Source organism: Clostridium sp. CTA-17, assembly GCF_054767895.1.
Genome location: NZ_BAAABF010000008.1, coordinates 14,626 through 37,709 on the forward strand (window position 1 = coordinate 14,626; position 23,084 = coordinate 37,709).

Here is a 23,084-nt window from a genome sequence, read left to right on the forward strand (position 1 = left end):
GGAGGTGTAATGAATGGCAAGATATACTGGAGCTACATGTAAGTTATGTAGAAGAGAAGGTATGAAATTATTCCTAAAAGGGGATAGATGTTATACAGATAAATGTGCTTTCGTTAGAAGAAGTTATGCACCAGGACAACACGGAGCAAGCAGAAAGAAATTATCTAACTACGGAACACAATTAAGAGAGAAGCAAAAAGCTAAGAGAATATACGGAGTTCTTGAAGGTCAGTTCAGAAACACATATGAAAGAGCTGAAAAAATGAGAGGAATTGCCGGTGAAAACTTACTTAAATTATTAGAAATGAGATTAGATAACGTTGTTTACAGATTAGGATATGGTGCTTCAAGAACAGAAGCTAGACAATTAGTAAACCACGGTCATTTCTTAGTAAATGGTAAAAAAGTTGATATAGCATCATTCAAAGTATCAGTTAACGATGTTATAACAGTTTGTGAAAAGAGCAGAGGATCAGAAAGATTCAAAATGTTTGCTGAAAATCCAAAAGCTTTACCAAAATGGTTAGAAGCTAACGTTGAAAACTTCGAAGGTAAAGTTGTTGCTGAGCCTGCAAGAGAAGATATCGACGTACCAGTTAACGAGACTCTAATCGTCGAGTTATACAGCAAATAATAATTATTGATCTTAAGAGTACTTTTACAATTGGATCAGTTGCCCTCATAAGGTTGCCATTTTAATATTAAGGAGGGTTTTTAAATGTTAGAAATAGAAAAGCCAGTAATTCAATGTGTTGAATCAAACGATAACGGAACATATGGTAAGTTTGAGATAGAACCATTAGAAAGAGGTTATGGAATAACTCTTGGTAATGCATTAAGAAGAATATTACTTTCTTCTTTACCTGGAGTGGCTCCAACTTCAGTTAAAATAGATTCAGTTCTTCATGAGTTTTCAACAATAACAGGTGTTAAAGAAGATGTTACAGAGATAATCTTAAATCTTAAAATGTTAGCACTTACTATGGAAGGTGAAGGACCAAAAACTATTTATATTGATGCTCAAGGACCAGGTGTTGTTACTGGAGCAGATATAAAAACAGATGGTGATGTAGAAGTTGTAAACAAAGATCTACATATCGCTACATTAGACAACGATGGTAAGTTATATATGGAAATCGTAGTTAATAGAGGAAGAGGATATGTTACTCAAAACAAAAATAAAACAGAAGATCTTCCATTATCAGCTATTGCTATAGATTCTATATACACTCCTGTAAAGAGAGTTAATTTCTCTGTTCAAAATACAAGAGTTGGTCAAATTACTGACTATGATAAACTTACATTAGAAATTTGGACTAATGGAACTATAAGAATAGAAGAAGCGATTTCATTATCAGCTAAAATTCTTATAGAGCACTTCAAATTATTCATGACTTTAACTGACAACGCTAATGATGTTGAGATAATGATTGAAAAAGAAGAAGATAAAAAAGAAAAAGCTTTAGAGATGACTATAGAAGAGCTTGACTTATCAGTAAGATCATACAATTGCTTAAAGAGAGCAGGTATAAACACTGTTCAAGAGCTTGCGGGCAAGAGCATGGATGATATGATGAAGGTTAGAAACTTAGGTAAGAAATCTCTAGAAGAAGTAGAAAGAAAGTTAAACGAGTTAGGCTTAAATTTAAGACTAAATGACGAGTAGGTGAGGAGGTAAAGCCATGGCAGGATATCGTAAGTTAGGTCGTCCTACTGATCAAAGAAAAGCTATGCTTAGAAATCTTGTTACAAGCTTCTTAAAGCATGGTAAAATAGAAACTACTGAAACAAGAGCTAAGGAAACTAGAAGCCTTGCAGAAAAAATGATCACTCTTGCAAAAAGAGGAGATTTACACGCAAGAAGACAAGTGTTAGCATTTGTTACAGAAGAAGAAGTTGTTAAAAACTTATTTGACAACATAGCTCCAAAGTACGCTGAAAGAAACGGTGGATACACTAGAATGTACAAAGTTGGTCCTAGAAGAGGAGACGGAGCTGAAGTTGTTATACTTGAATTAGTATAATATATTTCTTTAGAGAGGATTAAGTTTTTACTTAATCCTCTTTTGTCATATAAAATATTATATATTATTTTTACTACTAGTATAAAATTTTAGATTTAACCTATAATAGTTTTGAATCTAAAGGTATATTATGTGTTTAAAGAAATTTTTTAATAAACATATTTTAAGGAAGATAATTTTATATAAAAGGTTAAAATAAGGAAATATCTATTTACAAAATAAAATTATTAATAGTATTATTTTATAAGTAGGTATTTTTTTTATACATAAAAAAATTATTAAACTCAATACATATTGAGAAAAAGAGTTAAGTGTTTCAACTCTAAAGTAGTTAAAGGTAGCTTTATAGGAGGCTAGTATGGGAGAAAATATGATTAAAAGTGAAGACTTAGTTTTTAAATATGTAAATGCTGAAGATCAAACTGAAAAGGTTGCAATAAATCACGTTTCTATGGAAGTTAAAAAGGGAGAATTTTTAGTTATATTAGGACATAACGGTTCAGGAAAATCAACTATGGCAAAGCATATGAATGCTTTATTACTTCCTAGTGGTGGAAAGATGTATGTAGATGGGTTAGATACTTCTGATATAGAAAATCTTTGGGAAGTTAGAAGAAGAGCTGGGATGGTTTTTCAAAATCCAGATAATCAATTAGTAGCAACAATAGTCGAAGAAGATGTTGCTTTTGGACCAGAGAATTTAGGTGTTGATCCAAAGGAGATAAGAGAAAGAGTAGATGATTCATTAAAAGCAGTAGGTATGTATGAGTACAGAAAACATGCACCACATTTATTATCAGGAGGGCAGAAGCAGAGAATTGCTATCGCTGGTATATTAGCAATGAGACCTAAATGCATAGTCTTAGATGAACCTACAGCAATGCTAGATCCTTCAGGTAGAAATGAAGTAATGAAAACTATAAAGGAAGTAAACAAAAAGTTTGGAATTACTATAATACTTATAACTCACTATATGGATGAAGCTGCACAGGCTGATAGAATAATAGTTATGGATAAAGGTGAAAAGGTAATGGAAGGTGTTCCTAGGGAAATTTTTTCTCAAGTAGAAAAAATAAAATCAATTGGATTAGATGTTCCTCAAGTTACTGAATTAGCTTATGAGCTTCAAAAAGATGGAGTAGATATATCAACAGAAATATTAAATATAGATGAGATGGTGAATGCTTTATGTCAATTAAAATAGAAAATTTAAATCACATATATATGCCTAAAACACCTTTTGAAAAAATAGCATTAAATAATATAAACTGTGAAATAGAAGATGGAGAATTTATAGCACTAATTGGGCATACTGGCTCAGGAAAATCAACATTTATACAGCATTTAAATGGATTATTAAGTCCTACTAGTGGGAATATAATAGTTGATGGTGTTAATATAGCAGATAAAAAAGTTAAATTAAGCGATATTAGAAAAAAGGTTGGATTAGTATTTCAATATCCAGAGTATCAATTATTTGAAGAGACTATTGAAAAAGATATTGAGTATGGTCCAAGAAATTTAGGAATCAGTGAAGAAGAAATAAGTAAAAGAGTTAAAAAATCCATGAAGATGGTTGGACTTGACTATGAAACATATAAAGATAAATCTCCTTTTGATTTAAGTGGAGGTCAAAAAAGAAGGGTTGCTATAGCTGGGGTTATAGCTATGGAGCCTAAGATTCTTATATTAGATGAACCAACAGCTGGTTTAGATCCAAAGGGAAGAGAAGACATACTTGCTCAAATAAGACTTCTTCATAAAGAGTATGGAATGACTATAATAATGGTTAGTCACAGTATGGAAGATGTAGCTAAGATTGCTGATAGAGTAATTGTTATGAATAGTGGAGAAATAGTTTTAGATGGAAAGATTGCAGAGGTATTTAAAGAGGTTGAAACTTTAGAAAAAATAGGATTGGCTGTTCCTCAAGTAACTTATCTAATAAGAGAGTTAAGAAATAAGGGCTTTAATATATCAGAAGAGATATTTACAATTTCTCAAGCTAAGGAAGCTCTTTTAGAAATAATAAGGAATAATAATTAGGAAGGATAAGAAATTATGTTAAAGGACATTACTATAGGTCAATATATTCCTGGGGATTCTTTTGTACATAAATTAGATCCAAGGACTAAGATATTAATATCATTTATTTTTATTGCTTCATTATTTATAGTAGATAAGTTTTGGGGATATATATTTATAATTGCCTTTTTAGGGGCAACAGTATTAATATCTAAATTACAATTTAAATATTTATATAAAGGACTTAAACCTGTATTTCTATTAATAGCTATAACAGCAGCACTTAATATTTTTATGATAAAAGGTACAGAAGATACTCTTATATGGCATTGGAAATTCTTATATATTTATAAAGAAGGAATAAGAACAGCTATATTTATGGCATTAAGACTTATCTTGCTTATAATGGGAACTTCAGTATTAACACTTACAACATCACCAATAGAACTAACTGATGGTATTGAAAGTTTACTAAAACCATTTAAGAAAATAGGAGTGCCAGCTCATGAATTAGCAATGATGATGACAATTGCTTTAAGATTTATACCAACTTTAATTGATGAAACTGATAAAATAATGAAAGCACAAAAAGCTAGAGGTGCAGATTTTGAATCAGGAAACATAATACAAAAAGCTAAAAGTTTAATACCACTATTAATTCCTTTATTTATTAGCTCTTTTAGAAGAGCTGATGAGTTAGCTATGGCTATGGAAGCTAGATGCTATAGAGGTGGCGATGGAAGAACTAGAATGAAGATATTAAAGTATTCTAAAAATGATTTTATTTCTTTTGGAATGGCTGGAGTACTTTTAGTTTTATCAATAGTAGTGAGAGTTTTCTAATATAAATTAAATTTTGTTTTTACATTTAGACTTTTAATATGAATTAAATATTGATAATATAAAAGAAAGACTGCAAATTTGTGGTCTTTCTTTGTTTGAAGAATTAATTATTTATGATTTAAAATATTGTTTTATAAAAAAATAAAGGAATGATTATATGAGGAATATAAAATTAACTATAGAATATGATGGAACATCTTATTTTGGATGGCAAAAACAGCCTATAGGAAATACTATTCAGCAGAAGGTAGAAGAGGCTATAAAGAAGGTTACTAAAGAAGAGATAGAAATACTAGGAAGCAGTAGAACGGATTCAGGAGTCCATGCTAAGGCCTATGTGGCTAATTTTAAAACTAATTCTAATATACCAGGGAAAAATTTTAAGGCTGCATTAAATTCAAAGTTACCAAAGGATATAGTAATAATGAATTCAGAAGAGGTAGCTGAGGATTTTCATGCTAGGTATATGACTACTGGTAAAACTTATTGTTACACAATACTAAATAGAGAAGAGCCACCAGCATTAGAGAGAAATTATGTATATCATGTTAAAAAGCAATTAGATGTTGAATCTATGAAGGAAGCATGTAAATACTTTTTAGGAAAACATGACTTTAAGGCCTTTCAAAGACCCGGTGGGACAGTTAAGACTTCTGTAAGAACAATAACTGATATTCATATTGAAACAGAAGGAAATAAAATTAAAATATATGTATCAGCAGATGGCTTTTTATATAATATGGTAAGATTAATTGTAGGAACATTACTTAAAGTAGGAAGAGGAAAAGAGAAGCCAGAATATATAAAGGAAGTCATAGATTCTGGTGATAGAAAAAAAGCTGGAATTTGTGTTCCTCCAACAGGACTATGCTTAGAAAAAGTTTTTTACTAAAAGTAGATGAAATGTATTGACACGCCCGTAAGCGTGTATTATAATTGTATTTGTTTGTAAGAGAGATGTACGGGATTCAATATGAATCTTAACATAAAGTACGAGGACATATAAAACCTATTTTAAAATTCTAGGGAGGGAAAACGATGAAATCATACATTGCAAAAGCACAAGAAGTTGAAAGAAAATGGTATGTTGTTGACGCTGCTGGAAAGCCACTAGGAAGAGTTGCTAGCCAAGTTGCTTCAATATTAAGAGGAAAGAACAAGCCAACATTTACACCAAATGTTGACTGTGGAGATTTCGTTATCGTTATAAACGCTGAGAAAGTTGTTTTAACTGGTAAGAAATTAGACCAAAAAATGTTAAGAAAACACAGCTTATACGCTGGTGGATTAAAAGAAACTCCATACAGAGAAGTTTTAGAAAAGAAACCTGAATTTGCTTTCGAAGAAGCAGTTAGAAGAATGCTTCCAACAGGCGTTTTAGGAAGAAAAATGTTAAAGAAATTAAACGTGTACAGAGGAGCTGAGCACAACCACGCTGCTCAAAAACCAGAAGTACTTGAGTTAAGATACTAATTATAAGCTCGGGAGGAGGAGTTCAAATGGCAAAAGTTCAATACATGGGAACTGGAAGAAGAAAGAAATCAGTTGCAAGAGTAAGACTTGTACCAGGTGAAGGTAGAGTTATAGTAAATAATAGAGAAATCGAAACATATTTCGGATTAGAAACTTTAAGAGTTGTAGTTAACCAACCATTAGTTTTAACTGAAACTAAAGACAAATATGACGTTTTAGTTAACGTTCATGGTGGTGGATTATCAGGTCAAGCAGGAGCTATAAGACATGGTATATCAAGAGCTTTATTAAAAGCTGACGAAAACTTAAGACCAGAATTAAAGAAAGCTGGATTCTTAACTAGAGACCCAAGAATGGTTGAAAGAAAGAAATGCGGTTTAAAGAAAGCAAGAAGATCTCCACAATTCTCAAAGAGATAATATATTGCTTTTATCAGAAAGAAGGAGGAATACCTCCTTCTTTTTTTATATATTTATATATTTTAAGGGAATTATTTTTATTTGCACTTTAATTATTAACAAATTTGAAACAAATATAGTGAAATATATGGTTTGACAATAAATATTAAAAATTATTAGAAATGGCTTTATAACTAACACGTAGTTATATATTATTTGAGTTTGTTTTAATAATTTGGATATTATTTGTAGAAAATTTCAATTAATTGGATACTGTATTAAGTTTAGGTTAAAAAGAAACTTTAAAACTTAACAAAGCAGTTATTATATTGTAAAATGTTATAGGATTGATATTTTAAAATTAAAAATAAAATAATTTTGTATTTTACAAATTAAGCAAAGTGGAGGAGAAGTATCTTGAAAGATGCAATTTTTACCTTAATGGAAGTTGCCGGCGGATTAGGTCTATTCCTTTTTGGAATGAAGTTAATGGGAGAAGGATTAGAGAATGCTGCAGGTGATAAATTAAAAAGTATATTAGAGAAAGTTACTAAAAATCCAATATCAGCAGTTTTAGTTGGCGCCTTTGTTACAATGGTAATACAAAGTTCAAGTGCTACTACAGTAATGGTAGTTGGATTTGTTAATGCCGGTCTTATGAATCTTGCACAAGCTGCTGGAGTAATCATGGGAGCAAATGTAGGTACAACTATTACGGCTCAGCTTGTTGCCTTTAAATTAGATGAAATTGCACCATTGTTTGTTATAGTAGGTGTTGTTTTATTAATGTCAGCAAAACAAAAGAAGAGAAAAGATATTGCTGATATAATATTAGGTTTTGGTATCTTGTTTATGGGTATGGGAATAATGAGTTCAGCTTTAAAACCATTAGCGGATTCACCAATGTTCTCACAACTTATAATGGCTATAGGTGATAACTGGCTATTAGGAATCTTTACAGGTTTAGCTCTTACAGCTATATTACAAAGTTCATCAGCTACAACAAGTATATTAATTGCCTTAGCATCAACTGGTTCTATAACTATAAATATAGTTTTACCAATATTATTTGGATGTAATATAGGAACGTGTGTAACTGCTTTAATATCAAGTATTGGAGCAAATAAAACAGCTCATAAGGCTGCTGCCATACATTTAATGTTTAATATATTAGGTACACTTATATTTATACCGTTCTTAAAGCCTTTAGCACATATTGTTCAAGAAATGAGCCCTGGAGATGTTCAAAGACAAATAGCCAATGCTCATACAATATTCAATATAACTGCTACTATAATACTTGTACCATTAAGTAAGTACATGATTATGATAGTTAACAAATTAATAAAAGGTGAAGATGAAATTGAACTTTTTGGACCTAAGTATCTTGATGAAAGACTATTAGAAACACCAGTAATAGCTGCTGGGCAAGTTCAAAAAGAAACTTTAAGAATGGCTAATAAAGCTAAAGAAAACTTAGAATTAAGTATGAAGGCTTTTAGAGAAAATAATGACAGTTTAGTTAAAAAAGTATATGAAAATGAAAAACTTATAAATATTTTAGAAGAAGAAATAACTGCTTACCTAGTTAAATTATCTAAATGTGATTTATCTGCTAAAGAAAGTAATTTAGTAGCATCAACTTTCCATATTGTAACTGATATTGAGAGAATAGGTGATCATGTTGAGAATATAGCTGATTTAACTTTAGAAAAGGTAGGAAGAAAATTAAAATATAGCGAAGATGCTTTAAATGAAATAGATTATATATATGATCAAACAATTAAAGCACTAGACATAACAATTGATTCTTATGCAAATGAAAATATAGAGGAAGCTGGAACTATCTATGAAATAGAAAGAAAGATAGATGCTTCTCAAAAAGAATTTAGAGAAAATCATATTAAGAGATTAAGCCAAGGTTCTTGTAATGCTTATGATGGTGCAATATTTATGGACTTATTAAGCAATTTTGAAAGAATTGGTGATCATGCTACTAACATAGCTGAAAGTGTTATGGAAGTTTATTAATTATATTAGAGAATACCTAACTTTAGGTATTCTTTTTTATTTTCCTTAGAATATTTCTTTATATATAGGAAAAAATAAATTGAGTTTCATAATTCTAAAAGAGATAATATTTTGAAGGATTTAGTAGTAAATATATTATTTTTAGAGTTTAGGATTATAATAATTTAGATTTAAATAGGAGGTATTCTTAATGAAGAAAATAATGAAAATAGCGTCAATTATGATGCTCTCTTTTTTAGTATTAAATATTAGCTTCTTAAAGGTTAATGCAGAGGGAAATAATAAGGTAATAGTTATTGATCCAGGACATGGAGGCATAGATGGGGGAGCAAAGAGTGAAAGTGGAGTAATTGAGAAGGATATTAATTTATCAATATCACTTAAAACAAAAGCTGCTTTAGAGAGCAAGGGATATAAAGTGATAATGACTAGAAGTGAGGATGTAGGACTATATACTGAGGGTAAAAAAGTTAGAGAAAAGAAAATAGAAGACTTAGGAAATAGAGTAAAAATTAAAAAAGAAAATAAGTGTGATGCTTTTATAAGCATACATCAAAATATGTTTCCTCAAAAGAATTGCAAAGGTGCTCAGGTGTGGAGCGCTAATAATGAACCGAGTCAAAAACTAGGCAGAATAATACAACAAAAATTTAAAGAAGAAGTTGATCAAAATAATAAGAGAGAAGCAAAAGTTGCCAAAAAAGAATATAAAATTTTAAATGATGGATATGAAGGAGCTTCTGTAATAGTTGAATGTGGTTTTTTATCTAATCCAGAAGAATGTGAACTATTAGGTAAAGAGGATTATCAAAATAAAATTGCAAATACCTTAGTAAATGCTATAGATGAATATTTTAAATAAGATTATTTAAAGAAAAATTAGTAATGGTAATTTAACTTCCATATCATTAGGTGTAATTGAGTTAAATTTATAAGATGAAAATATAAGGTTTAGAATTAAGAAAAATAATATAATAAATAAAAAACATATTAAGAAATTGACTAACTTAAACTTATTCATAAAAGCTCCTAAAAATCATTACACTATTATATATACTTTAGTATATTTAGTTATTATGACATTAAAAAAGCTATGCCTTATGAGCATAGCTTTATTTGCTTTTATATATTTTTAAAGCCTTTTCCTTTAACTTCTGAAACATCCATTATAGTTATAAAGGCATTTGGATCTATATAATGTATTGTATTTTTTAATTCAATCATTTGTCTTGTAGTAACTAGACAGTAAAGCATTTTCTTTCTGTCATGAGTATATTCTCCTTCAGCTAAAAGAGAAGTTACTCCTCTATGAAGATCTTCTATTATATAATTTATAACTTGTTGTTCCTTATCAGTTATTATAAGCAATAATTGTTTTGAATGTATCCCTTTAATAACTTTATCAACTAATACTGTTTGTACAAATATAGATATAAGAGTATAAAGGGCTGTTTCTAGTCCAAAGAAAATTGCTCCTACACCAACGATACACATATTTAATACAAAGCTTAATGAACCTATATTAAAATTTGAATATTTTTTACGTATAACCATAGTAACTATATCTGTTCCGCCAGTTGATCCACCTTTAGAAAATACTAGACCGTAACCAAAACCACAGATAGCACCACCAAAAACACAATATAGTAATTTGTCATCTAAGGTAACAAGATGTGATACTGGTGCTGTTATCATTAATGAAACTGATAAAGCTAGCATTCCTATAGCTGAGTTAAATGTAAACTGTTTTGATAGTTTAAAATAACTAAGTATAAATAATGGAATATTTATAAGTAAAACAACAATACCTGAGTTAACTCCCATTAAGTATTGAAAGATAAGTGCAATACCTGTTGCTCCACCACTAAGAAGTTTTGCATTTGATAAAAATAGGTTAACTCCTAAAGATGCAATAAAGCAACCTATGATAATAAATGCATTATCAATTAGTAATTCTTTTTTCTCTTTGATGTAATTCATTGGGATTCTCCTAAATTTACAATAAATAATTTCATAGGTAATTATAATGCTTTTTTTTGTAAAGTAAAGCTAATAAATACATTGAAAAAGCAACTAATGTGTTTTTATGGTAAAATACATTGTATATACTAAGAATTTCATTAAATTAATAGTAGAAGGTATATCTTAAGAAAATCGTAATAAATAAATAGGTTAATTTTAATTTTCCTCCTTTACTATTTAGAGGAGGCATAAGTTTAAGGAGTGCTTTATTATGGAAAAAGAAAAGTTTAATGTTTTAGTTGTAGATGATGAAAAAGAAATAAGAGATGCAATAGATATATATTTAAGAGGGGAAGGAATAAATGTAATAAAAGCTGGAGATGGATTTGAGGCCTTAGAAATTTTAGATAAGGAAGACATACATCTTGTGGTTTTAGATATAATGATGCCTAAGTTAGATGGGATGAGAACTTGTTTAAAGATAAGAGAAAGCAGAAATATACCAATAATATTACTATCAGCAAAATCAGAAGATAGTGATAAAATATTAGGATTAAATATAGGGGCAGATGATTATGTCACAAAACCTTTTAATCATTTAGAACTTGTTGCAAGAGTAAAATCTCAATTAAGAAGGTATGATTATCCTTTAAATAGGGAGAATACTCAAGATTTAATAGTAATAAAAGATTTAACTATAGATACTGTAAATAAGCAGGTTTCTTTAAGAGGAGAAAATATAAAATTAACTGCAACTGAGTATAAAATATTAACACTTTTAGCATCACATCCAGGAAGAATATTTTCAATTAAAGAAATTTACGAAAGAGTTTGGGAAGAACCTTTTTATAAAAGTGAGAATACAGTAACAGTTCACATAAGAAGAATGAGAGAAAAAATAGAAATAAATTCGAAAGAACCTGAGTATATAAAGGTGGTGTGGGGACTTGGGTATAAAATTGACAAATAGTTTTTCAAGATGGTGGAAAAACTATAACCTTTCAGTAAGAAGTATAGAAAATATGTTCATAATCATATTTGCAGTATTTATACCTGTTTTATATACTATCTTATTTGGAGGATATTTCTTTGATAACATAGCAAAATTAAATGCTAAGGCAAATCCTGATATATGCAATAGAGTTTTGTATAGAGATGCATTAATAAATCCACATAAGTATAAAGAGTGTAGGTTATTAGCACAATCTGTAGATATATCAGATTTTCTTTATAATGAAACTAACTATTTAAGTAAATTAGATAGCTTAGAGACAAAAGAGGAAAAACAAGCATTTATTGCAAAACTCCAAGAAAGGGCAACTAGTTATTCTGGCGTAGTTCTTATAAATAAGAAAACAGGAGAATATTATTCTAACAGAGTATGGTTTTATGAAAAACCATATAATCTTTCAACACCTAAAGAAGTTTTAGAAAGTTTATCTAAAAATGATAATGTGGTCTTTAAAGAAATAAATTCTTCAGATAATTATGAAGAAATATATTTCTCAAGAGGAGAACTTTATGACTCTGAAATAAATTCAATTAGGATTGCTTTTATAGCAACTATGACCACAACTCTTTTAATGTTACTTTTAATTATAAAGAAATTAGTTATGATTAAAAATATGGGAATAAGAGCTTATAAGGAAAGTTGGAAAAGAGGGTACTTTTATAGATTTTTAGATAGTTTAAATGTCTTAATAACAAAGAAGATGTTTATAGAAGAATTTTTAAAAGATAAAGTTGTTATATTTGTTATTTCATTTACTATAATATATATTCTTATAAATGGATTTATGAGAAATATAGAATTTGTATGGAAGCAATATCATTATGTTTTAACAGACACTAGGTATCTATGGATAATACCGGGTGTTTTAGTTATTCATTTTATAGTAAAGTTTATAAGAAAATATGATGGGTTAGATACTGTAATAAAAGGAATAGAAAAAGTTAAAAAAGGTGATACAGATATAGAAATAAAAGATAATGATGATAGACAAATAAGAGAACTAGCTGATGATGTTAATGATTTAAGATTAGGTTATAAGGAACTTGTTGAGGAAGGCATAAAGAATGAAAAGTTAAAGACAGAACTTATATCAAATGTTTCACATGATTTAAAAACTCCATTAACATCCATAATAAATTATGTAAATATACTTCAATTAAATAATATAACTGAAGATGAAAGAAAAGAATATATAGAAATACTAGATAAAAAATCTCAAACTTTAAAGAAACTTATAGATGATTTGTTTGAGGTTTCTAAGATGTCTTCAGGAAAGGTAGAATTATTTAAATACAATATAGATATAATTCAACTTGTATATCAATGTATAGCTGAGGTAGAAGATGTATATTCAGAAAAGGAAATTGAATTTAAAATAAATGGTCCAGAGGAATGCATGGTTAAGATAGATCCTCAAAGAATGTCTAGGGTATTCCAAAACCTAACTACTAATGCTTTAAAATATAGCTTAGAAAAAACTAGGGTCTATGTGGAAATAAAAGATTTAGAAAATTATGTGGAAATATCATTTAAAAATATTTCTTCATATGCTTTAGATTTTGATGAGAAGGATATTTTAGAAAGATTTGCAAGAGGAGATGAATCAAGAAATTCAACCATAGAAGGATCTGGATTAGGCTTAGCAATAGCTAAAACTATTGTAGAACTTCATAATGGAAAGTTTAGGGTTGAATGTGAAGGTGATTTATTTAAAGCTTTTGTAATAATTCCTAAAAATAAAGATGATAATAATGAAGAACAGTAAATAGAGTATATTTAAGTTAATTTCAATAAATTTTATAAAATTTATAACTGTAAAAATTTATGAAAGTTTCTAATTAACATATTTAAAAATAAAGTTATAAAGAGTATAATTACTATATAATAATTTTTATTGTATAAATACAATGATTTTAAAGAAGGTGTAAAAAATGAGTTATTTATTTTTAGAATATCCTAAATGTAGTACTTGTAGAAAAGCTAAGAAATGGTTAGAAGAAAACAATATAGATTTTACAGATAGAATGATTGTTGAAGAAAATCCTACTAAAGAAGAATTAAAGGCTTGGTATGAGAAGAGTGGAGTGAAACTAAATAAGTTCTTTAACACTTCAGGTAAACTTTATAGAGAGATGAATCTTAAGGATAAAGTAAAAACAGCTAGTGAAGATGAACTTTTAGACATCTTATCAAGCAATGGCATGTTAGTAAAAAGACCTTTACTTATAAAAGAGGACTTAGTTCTTATAGGATTTAAGGAAGAAGAATGGGCTGAAAATTTAAAATAATAAAAAGACTACAGAGTAAATATCTGTAGTCTTTTCCTTTATACCTATATACCTACTTAAAAGCTTTATTATTCTTATTGTAGAAGTAACTTTAAAATGTCAATAATAATTATTAGTCGAATAAGACTAAAAAAAGAAAATATGACTTATATAATAAGGGTTATTGATAGGATAAGCTAACTTTTTCAAGAAATCTGAGTTTTACAAAACAACTTTAAATTATTATAATAAGTTGTCAAGATATTGTGCGAAATTTAAAAATAATTACTATATATTGTGGAGGGCTAGTTGATGACACTATTAAAGAGATATTGTACATGGTCTATAGAAGAACTGAATGATGAAACAGGATTATATACTGAAGAAAAGTTAATGGTTGCGTTAGATAATATAGTTACATCAAAAATGGGAGAAAAAGAGATAATAAAATCTTTCATACAAGTTTCATTAGAGTTAACTTCTCAAGTAGAACCAAGATGGCAAGAAATTGCGGCGAAGTTATATGTTAAAAATTTATATGAAGAAGTAAGAGTTAATAGAGGATTAGAAGAAGGGGCAAATCCATATGATAATTTCTATGGGTTTATAAAGGAACTTACTGATAAAGGATTATACGGAAAATATATTTTAGATAATTACTCTAAGGAAGATATAGAAGAATTAGAAAAAGAAATAAAAAGAGAGAGAGACTTTTTATTTACATACAGTGGAATAAATTTATTAGCAAAAAGATATTTAGTTCAAGATTTTAATAGATTACCATTAGAACTTCCTCAACAAATGTTTATGGGAATTGCTATGCACCTTGCTATTCCTGAGAAGAAGGAAAAAAGACTTTATTGGGCAAAAAGATTTTATGATGTTTTAAGTTCTATAAAGGCTACAATGGCTACTCCAACTATGTCTAATGCTAGAAAGCCATTCTACCAATTAAGTTCATGTTTTATAGATACTGTAGATGATAGTTTAGCTGGTATATATAAATCATTAGATAATTTCTCTAAGGTTTCTAAGTTTGGTGGCGGAATGGGAATCTATATGGGTAAAGTAAGAGCCCTAGGTTCAGCTATAAGAGGTTTTAAAGGTGCATCAGGTGGAATTATACCTTGGATAAAATTATTCAATGATACAGCCATAGCTGTTGACCAATTAGGAGTTAGAAACGGATCAGTTGCTATTTGGTTAGATGCATGGCATAAAGATTTACCAGAGTTTCTTCAAATAAGAACAAACAACGGAGACGATAGAAAGAAAGCTCATGATATATTCCCAGGCCTTTGTTATCCAGATTTATTCTGGAAGTTAGCAGAAAATGATATAGATGCTAACTGGTATATGATGTGTCCTCATGAAATAAAGACTGTTAAAGGATATTCTTTAGAAGATTTTTATGGGGAAGAATGGGAAAAGAAATATTATGAGTGTGTAGAAGATGATAGAATAGAAAAGAGAGTTATGAGTGTTAAAGATATTGTAAGACTTATCATAAAAAGTGCTGCAGAAACAGGAACACCATTTGCTTTCTATAGAGATACAGTAAATAAATTTAATCCTAATAAACACAAAGGAATGATATATTCATCAAATCTTTGTACTGAAATAATGCAAAACATGAGTGCTATGGAGATAGAACAAACAGAAATTAAAGACGAAAATGGTGATTTAGTAGTTATTGAAAAAACTAAGCCAGGAGACTTTGTTGTATGTAACCTTTCTTCAGTAGTATTAGGAAATGTTGATGTTACATCAGATGAAGAAGTGGAATACGTTGTTGAAACTCAAATAAGAGCTATGGACAATGTAATAGACTTAAATTATTATTCAGTTCCATTTGCTGAAATAACAAACAAGAAATATAGAGCTGTTGGATTAGGGACATCAGGATACCATCATATGCTTGTAAATAATAAGATTGTATGGGATTCAGAGGAACACTTAAACTTTGTAGATAAAGTTTATGAGAGAATAAACTTCTATGCTATAAAAGCTAGTTTAAAGATAGCAAAGGAAAAAGGAAGCTATCCATTATTTGAAGGATCAGATTGGAGTAATGGTGATTATTTTGAACTAAGAGAATATAATTCACCACAGTGGAAAGAACTAAAAGAAGAGGTTAGTAAATATGGTATGAGAAATGGATACCTATTTGCAGTAGCTCCAAATGGTTCAACTGCAACTTTAGCTGGAACTTCAGAGGGAGTAGACCCTGTTATGAATAGATTCTGGTTAGAAGAGAAAAAAGGAAGCATAACTCCAAAGGTAGCACCTGGATTATGTCAAGAAAATTTTTGGTACTATGTTTCAGCTTACAATGTAAATCAAGAATTTACAGTTAGAGCAAACGGAGTAAGACAAAGACATATAGACCAAGGACAATCATTTAACCTTTATATAACTACAGATTATACTATGAGACAAATAATGAATCTTTATATTTCAGCTTGTAAAAATGGAGTTAAAAGTATTTATTATGTAAGAAGTAAATCTCTAAGTGTTGACGAATGTGAGAGCTGTTCAGCTTAGAATATAAATTAAGAAACTTAAAGATACTCATCTAGGCTTAGGTGAGTATCTATTAATTATAGATAGAGAAATAAAGAGATGAAAGGTGACGTAAAATGGAAATAAATAAAAGACCGCTTTTTAATGAGTTTGGAGATATTGAAACTAATAAAAAGAAAATGATAAACGGTAATACAACTAATTTAAATGACTTTAATAATATGAAATATACTTGGGTTTCAGAATGGTACAGACAAGCAATGAATAATTTCTGGATACCAGAGGAAATAAACTTAGCTCAAGACTTAAAAGACTATAAAAAGTTAACCAAGGAAGAAAAAACAGCATATGATAAAATCTTATCTTTCTTAATATTTTTAGATTCAATACAAACAGCTAACCTAGGAAATATAAATAGTTATATTACTGCTTCAGAAGTTAACTTATGTTTAACTATACAAGCTTTCCAAGAAGCGGTTCACTCACAAAGCTATAGTTATATGCTAGATAGTATTTGTTCACCAGAGGAGAGAAATGAAATATTATTCCAATGGAAGGACGATGCTATATTACTTCAAAGAAATAAGTTTATAGGAGACCTATATAATAACTTCTTAGAAGATTCAAGTATGGAAAACTTTATAAAATCAGTAATGGCTAACTATATTTTAGAGGGTGTTTATTTCTATTCAGGATTTATGTTTTTCTATAATTTAGAGAGAAATGGAAAAATGCCTGGTTCAGCTCAAGAGATTAGATATATAAACAGAGATGAAAATACTCATTTATGGTTATTTAGAAGTATAATAAAAGAATTAAAAGAAGAAATACCAGAAGTATTCACTAAAGAGTTAAAAGAAGAATTAAGAGAAATGGTGAGAACTGGTGTTGAACATGAAATCGCATGGGGTCACTATGTTATAGGTGATAATGTTACTGGAATAAATAAAAATCTTATAGAAAGATATATAAAATACATAGGAAACTTAAGAGTTAAAGCTATAGGTTTAGAGCCTTTATTTGAAGGATATAATGAGAATCCAGCACCATGGGTAGATTATTATGCTGATGCAAACCAAGTAAAAACAGACTTCTTTGAGGCAAAATCAACAGCATATGCTAAAGCGGGGGCTTTAATAGACGATCTATAAAAAATAGAATTTAATATTTAATTGAATAAATTATAGAGGAAGCTATATCAATACTATTTATGAGAGAATTTATAAATATAAAAATTTATGAATTCTTATAAGTTAAGAGTTTGATATAGCTTTTTTATGCCTATACTAAAATTCATATATAAATAAGAGTGATTTAAGTGGAATAGATTGATAGCTAATTGAATCTAGTTACTAAAATTAGAGTTTATTATAAATGAATTTATTTTATAGAATAAATAAGTGTAAATTTATAAGAATAAGTTAGTATTTTAAAGGTTTAATAAGATAATTTTAATTAAATGAGTTATACAATAATGATAATCATTTTCAATAAGTAAGATTTTATGTTAATATAGCATCATAGAAAACAAAAAAACATTTGGAGGTTAAGTATGGCTAAGATGATGGGACCTCGTTTCAAAATGTGCAGAAGACTTGGATTGAATGTAGTTGGACATCCAAAGGCAATGAAACGAGCTGATAGAGGAACAAGTAGAGCAGATAAGAAATTATCTGATTACGGTATTCAATTATTAGAAAAGCAAAGATTAAGAGCTTACTATGGTGTTATGGAAAGACAATTTACTAGATACGTAGATCAAGCTTTCAATAGTAAAGAACAACCTGGTGAGGCTTTACTTATGATTTTAGAATCAAGACTTGATAATATGGTATATAGAATGGGTTTTGCTAGCTCAATAAGACAAGCAAGACAAATGGTTAACCATGGACATTTCTTAGTAAATGGAAAAAAAGTTAATATACCATCTTTCAGATTAAATATAGGTGATGAAGTTGTTTTAAGAGAGAAATCAAGAAAAACAGAAATGTTTGTAAACAACTTTAAAGATAGCATGGGAAGTGAAGTTCCTTACGTAAGTAAAGAAGAAGATAACTTTAAGGGGATTTTCACTAGAAAGCCTAAGAGAGAAGAAATTCCAATAACAATACAAGAGCAATTAATAGTTGAATTCTATTCTAAATAATAGAAATACTGTACAACTTGTTTAATATTAATTTTAGTTTTAATTATTAGCTGTTCCCGTAGTTAAAACTAAAAAAGTCTTGTCATAATTATACTTCAGAATGTTACTAAACTCTTACTAATAAAAAAACACTTGGAGATGTGCTGGTCTCCAAGTGCTTTTTTCTTTATTATTTTTTTACATCTATATTATACTTTTTACATTTCAAAGAAATTGTTCTATGAGTTAACCCTAAAGCTTTTCCAGCCTTATTAAAAGATTTGTACTTTTTCATAGCTGCTTCTATTATTTGTTTTTCATATTCTTCAAAGGGAAGTATATGATCAATATCAATATTTAAATTAAAAGACTTTGATTCAACTGGCTTCAAGTATGAAGGCAGATAAGAACTATCTATATAATCTCCATCGCAAAGATTTATAGCTCTTTCCATTATATTTTCAAGCTCACGTATATTTCCAGGCCAAGAATATTCAATTAGTAGATTAAGGGCATCTTGTTTTATTCCTAATATAGTTTTATGTAACTTTTTATTTAGCTTAGTTATAAAATGTTCGGCGAGTTCAGGAATATCTTCTTTACGTTCTCTAAGTGGAGGAAGATTAATACCTAAGACATTAAGTCTGTAATAAAGATCCTCTCTAAAGGAACCATCTTCAATCATTTCTTCTAAATTTCTATTAGTTGCAGCAATAACCCTTACATCAATGTTTTTAGGAGTTATACCTCCAACACTTTCAATCTCTCTTTCTTGTAAAACTCTAAGGAGTTTAACTTGCATTGATAAGGGCATATCACCTATTTCATCTAAGAATATAGTACCTGTATCAGCAATGGCAAATTTACCAGGTTTGCTTTGAACTGCTCCTGTAAAAGCTCCCTTTTCATATCCGAATAATTCACTTTCTAAGAGATTTTCAGGAATTGAAGCACAGTTAACCCGTACAAAAGGCTTATTTTTTCTATTGCTATTATTGTGTATAGCCTTTGCAATGAGTTCCTTACCTGTACCACTTTCACCACGAATAAGAACAGTTGATGTAGTTTCTGAAGCCTTTTGACACATATACATTATGTCCTTTAGAGTTCTAGTTGAACCTATAATATTCTTAAAAGAAGAATTTTTAGATAACTGTCTTAAAAACTCATTTTTATAATAATCTAACTCTTGTTCAGATTTATTTAGTTTTGACATAAGTTCTTTAATTAAACTAACTGGTCTAGAAGTTGAAATAACTCCTTTAAATTGTCCATCAATAAATAAAGGGTCAATAGTACTTATAACATTTATACCATTTTTCTTATGAATTACATCTTTTAATAAAGTTTTTTCTTTAAACACTTTAGCTCTAAGTCCAGTAGGAGCAATATCAAAAATACTTTTTCCTATAACATCAGAACTAACTTTAGAAAAGTTTTTAATATATGCAGGATTTAAATAATTTATTATGCCATTCTCATCTACAAAGCAAATCATATCCTGTGAGTTTTCAAGTATCTTAGTAAATTTCTCATTTATTTCTTTCATACCTATAATATCAGATACATCTTGAATAACACTTACAGCCCCTATAATCTTATCGTTTATGAAAAGAGGGGAGCTATTTACTAAGCCAACTCTGTTATTTATATGAAGAGTCGACCCATACTTTTTTAAATTACTAAGCATAACATGAGGAAGCTGAGATGATGGAATAACTTCATTAATTTTTTTCCCTTTAACATCTTTTTTATTGCATCCAATAAATCTTAAAGCATATTGATTCATTGTTATTATATTTTGATCTATATCTATAACAACAATACCAATTGGCAAACTTTCAAGAACCTGTTCATTGGCTACTATGCTAGCATCTATTATTTCATCTATTTCACTATCTTCAGATTCAATGGGATTATTTATATTTTTATCAATAAACTCAAGAAGAGATTGAACAGCTAACTTTTCAATCATTCCTTCATTTTTAGATCCAATTAATATACTTTCATTAGGCAATACCTTAAGAGAAAGTATTGCAAGCATACTTATTCCAAGCCAATCAGTATAAGATTCCTTTTTTATGTAGAGTTTAACTTTATACTTAGACTCTATTTCAGAAGCCTTATTAACAATCATAGCAGAGTATCTAGTATGTAATCCTAAGGGCGTCTTTATAATTAATTCTCTTGAATACATTAAGTAAATCACCGTCCAAAGTTTTATTTTTTATGAATTTATATAAAAAGTGAATAAGGTTGATATTTTTTATCAAGTGTTAATAATATATTATCAGAAAAAAGTACTATTTTAAAGGCTTTATGTATATATATCTTAATAAAAAGATTGTTTTTAAAAGAAAAATTGATAAAAAATATCAATGGTAAAATTAGTTTGATATTTTTTATCACATTTAGTATAATAAAAACAACTAATATGACTGATTATTTTAACGTAAGTTTTTAATAAATAAAATATTTTTATAAGATTTATAGGCATTTTTACTAGGGTTTATGAGTATAATATATTTTGAAAAATATTAAAAATTAAAAACTTGGCACGTAAATTGCTGTTATATATAAGCAGTGAATTTGAAAAGTGAATTTAGTTGAATTGTGATTGATATTTAATGTTGTATTTAGTTGAGTACGAACTTAAAGGAGGACTACATAATGAAAAAAGGTATTGCTGCTTCAAAAGGATATGCAATAGGAACTGTATTTATACAAGAACATGAGGAAATAATAATATCTGATGCGAAGGTTTCAGATATAGCAGCTGAAAAAGAAAAATTATCTAAAGCTTTAGCTCAATCAAAAGAGCAATTAGAAGCAATAAAAGAAAAAACAGCTAATGAAATTGGAGAACATGAAGCTCAAGTTTTTGAAGCTCATTTAATGTTATTAGATGATGTAGAGTTTACTGGTCAAATGGAAATGACTATAGAAAATGACCAATTAAACGCTATGAAGGCTGTTCAAAATGTTACAGATACTTTCGTTATGATATTTGATTCTATGGATGACCCTTACATGAGAGAAAGGGCAGCAGATATAAAAGACGTTTCTAAGAGAATAATAGCTAACCTAGCTGGCAAGGGTGGAAACGGAATGGAAAATGTAGGAGCTAACACTGTTGTTGTAGCTCATGACTTAACACCTTCAGATACTGCTCAATTAGATAGAAGTAAAGTTGTTGGTTTCTTAACTAACATCGGGGGAAGAACTTCTCACTCAGCTATAATGGCTAGAACTTTAGAAATACCAGCTGTTGTTGGATTAGGTGATATAACAACTTCAGTTAAAAATGGGGACACTGTAATAGTTGATGGTATTGAGGGTGTAGCTATAATCAACCCAGATGAAGCTACTATAAATGAATATAAAGCTAGATTAGAAAAATTTAAAGCAGAACAAGAAGAATTAAAGAAATTAATAGATGTTAAAACAACTACTAAATCAGGTAGAAGAATAGAGGTTTGCGGAAACATAGGTAAACCAGAAGATATAGATCAAGTTTTAGCAAATGGTGGAGACGGAGTTGGACTATTTAGAACTGAGTTCTTATACATGGACAGAGATGAAGCTCCAACTGAAGATGAACAATTTGAAGCATACAAATATGTTTTAGAAAAAGCAGATGGTAAGCAAGTTGTTATCAGAACATTAGATATCGGTGGAGATAAAACTCTTCCATACTTACCATTACCAGAAGAGATGAATCCATTCTTAGGATACAGAGCTATAAGATTATGCTTAGACAGAAAAGATATCTTTAGAGTTCAAATAAGAGCTTTATTAAGAGCTTCTGTTTATGGAAATCTTGCAGTAATGTTCCCAATGATTTCAGGATTAGAAGAATTCCAACAAGCTAAAGCATTTGTTGAAGAATGCAAAGCAGAATTAAAAGCAGAAGGTATAGAATACTCAGATTCAATTCAATGGGGTATCATGGTTGAAATCCCAGCTGCAGCAGTTTATGCTGATGAATTAGCTAAGCATGTTGATTTCTTCTCAATAGGAACTAACGATTTAATCCAATATACATTAGCTGCTGACAGAATGAGTGAAAAGGTATCATACCTTTACAATCCAATGCATCCAGCTGTATTAAGATTAATCAAAATGACAATAGATGGAGCTCACAAACATGGTAAGTGGGTAGGAATGTGTGGAGAGATGGCAGGAGATGAAAGGGCTATACCAACATTAGTTGAATATGGTTTAGATGAATTCTCAATGAGTGCTACATCAATCCTAACTGCTAAGAAAATAATAATGGAACAAGAATAGTCAATAATATTAAAAATTAATATAGAACACTCAAAACCCTAAGTTTTGGCACGAATTAATTCGTGCCTTTTTTTATAAAAAAATAAGTTTTTATGAAATTAAATTATTTAT

Annotated in this window: 20 protein-coding genes; 18 read left to right on the forward strand and 2 right to left on the reverse strand. The window is 29.0% G+C overall.

Features of this window, described 5'->3' with window-relative positions:
- Positions 1 to 13: 13 nt before the first annotated feature.
- The 11 genes from rpsD (ACYUCG_RS12255) (at position 14) to cwlD (ending at position 9,656) form a co-directional block, all read left to right on the forward strand.
- A complete protein-coding gene (gene rpsD / locus ACYUCG_RS12255; RefSeq protein WP_003470276.1) occupies positions 14 to 634 on the forward strand; it encodes a 30S ribosomal protein S4 in 621 nt (206 codons plus the stop codon).
- Positions 635 to 718: 84 nt separating this feature from the next.
- Complete coding sequence (locus tag ACYUCG_RS12260; protein ID WP_003454404.1) at positions 719 to 1,666, forward strand: DNA-directed RNA polymerase subunit alpha; 948 nt, start codon at positions 719 to 721, stop codon at positions 1,664 to 1,666.
- A 16-nt stretch (positions 1,667 to 1,682) separates the two neighbouring features.
- On the forward strand, positions 1,683 to 2,024 hold the full coding sequence (gene rplQ / locus ACYUCG_RS12265) for a 50S ribosomal protein L17 (RefSeq protein ID WP_003454231.1): 342 nt from the start codon (positions 1,683 to 1,685) through the stop codon (positions 2,022 to 2,024).
- A 358-nt stretch (positions 2,025 to 2,382) separates the two neighbouring features.
- The gene (locus tag ACYUCG_RS12270) at positions 2,383 to 3,228 is read left to right on the forward strand and encodes an energy-coupling factor transporter ATPase (RefSeq protein ID WP_460268700.1); all 846 of its coding nucleotides are present in this window, start codon (positions 2,383 to 2,385) and stop codon (positions 3,226 to 3,228) included.
- Positions 3,213 to 4,070, forward strand: a complete 858-nt coding sequence (locus ACYUCG_RS12275; RefSeq protein WP_060795079.1) for an energy-coupling factor transporter ATPase — start codon at positions 3,213 to 3,215, stop codon at positions 4,068 to 4,070. Before ACYUCG_RS12270 ends, ACYUCG_RS12275 begins: the two co-directional genes overlap by 16 nt.
- A gap of 15 nt (positions 4,071 to 4,085) precedes the next feature.
- A complete protein-coding gene (locus tag ACYUCG_RS12280) occupies positions 4,086 to 4,892 on the forward strand; it encodes an energy-coupling factor transporter transmembrane component T family protein (protein WP_003454368.1) in 807 nt (268 codons plus the stop codon).
- Positions 4,893 to 5,049: 157 nt separating this feature from the next.
- Complete coding sequence (gene truA / locus ACYUCG_RS12285) at positions 5,050 to 5,784, forward strand: tRNA pseudouridine(38-40) synthase TruA (protein WP_139934144.1); 735 nt, start codon at positions 5,050 to 5,052, stop codon at positions 5,782 to 5,784.
- 146 nt (positions 5,785 to 5,930) lie between these two features.
- Entirely contained in the window at positions 5,931 to 6,365 is a 435-nt protein-coding gene (gene rplM / locus ACYUCG_RS12290; protein WP_011010899.1) for a 50S ribosomal protein L13, read from the forward strand.
- 26 nt (positions 6,366 to 6,391) lie between these two features.
- Complete coding sequence (gene rpsI, locus ACYUCG_RS12295) at positions 6,392 to 6,784, forward strand: 30S ribosomal protein S9 (protein ID WP_003454434.1); 393 nt, start codon at positions 6,392 to 6,394, stop codon at positions 6,782 to 6,784.
- Between the two features lie 396 nt (positions 6,785 to 7,180).
- On the forward strand, positions 7,181 to 8,794 hold the full coding sequence (locus tag ACYUCG_RS12300; RefSeq protein WP_081092146.1) for a Na/Pi cotransporter family protein: 1,614 nt from the start codon (positions 7,181 to 7,183) through the stop codon (positions 8,792 to 8,794).
- Positions 8,795 to 8,984: 190 nt separating this feature from the next.
- A complete protein-coding gene (gene cwlD, locus ACYUCG_RS12305) occupies positions 8,985 to 9,656 on the forward strand; it encodes an N-acetylmuramoyl-L-alanine amidase CwlD (RefSeq protein ID WP_060795083.1) in 672 nt (223 codons plus the stop codon).
- 260 nt (positions 9,657 to 9,916) lie between these two features.
- Here the strand turns inward: cwlD and ACYUCG_RS12310 are convergent, their stop codons facing one another.
- On the reverse strand, positions 9,917 to 10,774 hold the full coding sequence (locus tag ACYUCG_RS12310; RefSeq protein ID WP_283681573.1) for a YitT family protein: 858 nt from the start codon (positions 10,772 to 10,774) through the stop codon (positions 9,917 to 9,919).
- Between the two features lie 253 nt (positions 10,775 to 11,027).
- Between ACYUCG_RS12310 and ACYUCG_RS12315 the strand changes: the two genes are divergently transcribed.
- The 6 genes from ACYUCG_RS12315 (at position 11,028) to rpsD (ACYUCG_RS12340) (ending at position 18,704) form a co-directional block, all read left to right on the forward strand.
- Positions 11,028 to 11,726: a response regulator transcription factor gene (locus tag ACYUCG_RS12315; protein WP_003454428.1), complete on the forward strand. Its 699-nt coding sequence runs from the start codon at positions 11,028 to 11,030 to the stop codon at positions 11,724 to 11,726.
- Positions 11,704 to 13,533, forward strand: a complete 1,830-nt coding sequence (locus tag ACYUCG_RS12320; protein ID WP_060795087.1) for a sensor histidine kinase — start codon at positions 11,704 to 11,706, stop codon at positions 13,531 to 13,533. The genes ACYUCG_RS12315 and ACYUCG_RS12320 overlap by 23 nt, the downstream gene beginning before the upstream one ends.
- Positions 13,534 to 13,699: 166 nt before the next feature.
- The gene (locus ACYUCG_RS12325) at positions 13,700 to 14,056 is read left to right on the forward strand and encodes an arsenate reductase family protein (protein WP_003454465.1); all 357 of its coding nucleotides are present in this window, start codon (positions 13,700 to 13,702) and stop codon (positions 14,054 to 14,056) included.
- A gap of 291 nt (positions 14,057 to 14,347) precedes the next feature.
- Positions 14,348 to 16,579 carry a ribonucleoside-diphosphate reductase subunit alpha gene (locus ACYUCG_RS12330; RefSeq protein WP_283681576.1) on the forward strand — a complete coding sequence of 744 codons (2,232 nt, stop codon included), beginning with the start codon at positions 14,348 to 14,350 and terminating at the stop codon, positions 16,577 to 16,579.
- Between the two features lie 95 nt (positions 16,580 to 16,674).
- The gene (locus ACYUCG_RS12335) at positions 16,675 to 17,709 is read left to right on the forward strand and encodes a ribonucleotide-diphosphate reductase subunit beta (RefSeq protein WP_003454288.1); all 1,035 of its coding nucleotides are present in this window, start codon (positions 16,675 to 16,677) and stop codon (positions 17,707 to 17,709) included.
- Positions 17,710 to 18,110: 401 nt separating this feature from the next.
- Positions 18,111 to 18,704, forward strand: coding sequence for a 30S ribosomal protein S4 (gene rpsD, locus ACYUCG_RS12340; protein WP_060796781.1), 594 nt, complete (start codon positions 18,111 to 18,113; stop codon positions 18,702 to 18,704).
- 169 nt (positions 18,705 to 18,873) lie between these two features.
- Here rpsD (ACYUCG_RS12340) and ACYUCG_RS12345 read toward each other — a convergent pair whose 3' ends face one another.
- On the reverse strand, positions 18,874 to 20,880 hold the full coding sequence (locus ACYUCG_RS12345) for a sigma 54-interacting transcriptional regulator (protein ID WP_460268701.1): 2,007 nt from the start codon (positions 20,878 to 20,880) through the stop codon (positions 18,874 to 18,876).
- 473 nt (positions 20,881 to 21,353) lie between these two features.
- On the opposite strand from ACYUCG_RS12345, the gene ptsP reads away from it, so the two are divergent.
- Entirely contained in the window at positions 21,354 to 22,973 is a 1,620-nt protein-coding gene (gene ptsP / locus ACYUCG_RS12350) for a phosphoenolpyruvate--protein phosphotransferase (RefSeq protein ID WP_110071652.1), read from the forward strand.
- The last annotated feature ends 111 nt before the right edge of the window (positions 22,974 to 23,084 follow it).

Excerpts from the sequence above, each read along its gene's own strand:
- rpsD (WP_003470276.1), top strand. The coding sequence starts at position 14 with ATGGCAAGATATACTGGAGCTACATGTAAGTTATGTAGAAGAGAAGGT.
- ACYUCG_RS12260 (WP_003454404.1), top strand. The coding sequence starts at position 719 with ATGTTAGAAATAGAAAAGCCAGTAATTCAATGTGTTGAATCAAACGAT.
- rplQ (WP_003454231.1), top strand. The coding sequence starts at position 1,683 with ATGGCAGGATATCGTAAGTTAGGTCGTCCTACTGATCAAAGAAAAGCT.
- ACYUCG_RS12270 (WP_460268700.1), top strand. The coding sequence starts at position 2,383 with ATGGGAGAAAATATGATTAAAAGTGAAGACTTAGTTTTTAAATATGTA.
- ACYUCG_RS12275 (WP_060795079.1), top strand. The coding sequence starts at position 3,213 with ATGTCAATTAAAATAGAAAATTTAAATCACATATATATGCCTAAAACA.
- ACYUCG_RS12280 (WP_003454368.1), top strand. The coding sequence starts at position 4,086 with ATGTTAAAGGACATTACTATAGGTCAATATATTCCTGGGGATTCTTTT.
- truA (WP_139934144.1), top strand. The coding sequence starts at position 5,050 with ATGAGGAATATAAAATTAACTATAGAATATGATGGAACATCTTATTTT.
- rplM (WP_011010899.1), top strand. The coding sequence starts at position 5,931 with ATGAAATCATACATTGCAAAAGCACAAGAAGTTGAAAGAAAATGGTAT.
- rpsI (WP_003454434.1), top strand. The coding sequence starts at position 6,392 with ATGGCAAAAGTTCAATACATGGGAACTGGAAGAAGAAAGAAATCAGTT.
- cwlD (WP_060795083.1), top strand. The coding sequence starts at position 8,985 with ATGAAGAAAATAATGAAAATAGCGTCAATTATGATGCTCTCTTTTTTA.
- ACYUCG_RS12310 (WP_283681573.1), bottom strand. The coding sequence starts at position 10,774 with ATGAATTACATCAAAGAGAAAAAAGAATTACTAATTGATAATGCATTT.
- ACYUCG_RS12315 (WP_003454428.1), top strand. The coding sequence starts at position 11,028 with ATGGAAAAAGAAAAGTTTAATGTTTTAGTTGTAGATGATGAAAAAGAA.
- ACYUCG_RS12325 (WP_003454465.1), top strand. The coding sequence starts at position 13,700 with ATGAGTTATTTATTTTTAGAATATCCTAAATGTAGTACTTGTAGAAAA.
- ACYUCG_RS12330 (WP_283681576.1), top strand. The coding sequence starts at position 14,348 with ATGACACTATTAAAGAGATATTGTACATGGTCTATAGAAGAACTGAAT.
- ACYUCG_RS12335 (WP_003454288.1), top strand. The coding sequence starts at position 16,675 with ATGGAAATAAATAAAAGACCGCTTTTTAATGAGTTTGGAGATATTGAA.
- rpsD (WP_060796781.1), top strand. The coding sequence starts at position 18,111 with ATGGCTAAGATGATGGGACCTCGTTTCAAAATGTGCAGAAGACTTGGA.
- ACYUCG_RS12345 (WP_460268701.1), bottom strand. The coding sequence starts at position 20,880 with ATGTATTCAAGAGAATTAATTATAAAGACGCCCTTAGGATTACATACT.
- ptsP (WP_110071652.1), top strand. The coding sequence starts at position 21,354 with ATGAAAAAAGGTATTGCTGCTTCAAAAGGATATGCAATAGGAACTGTA.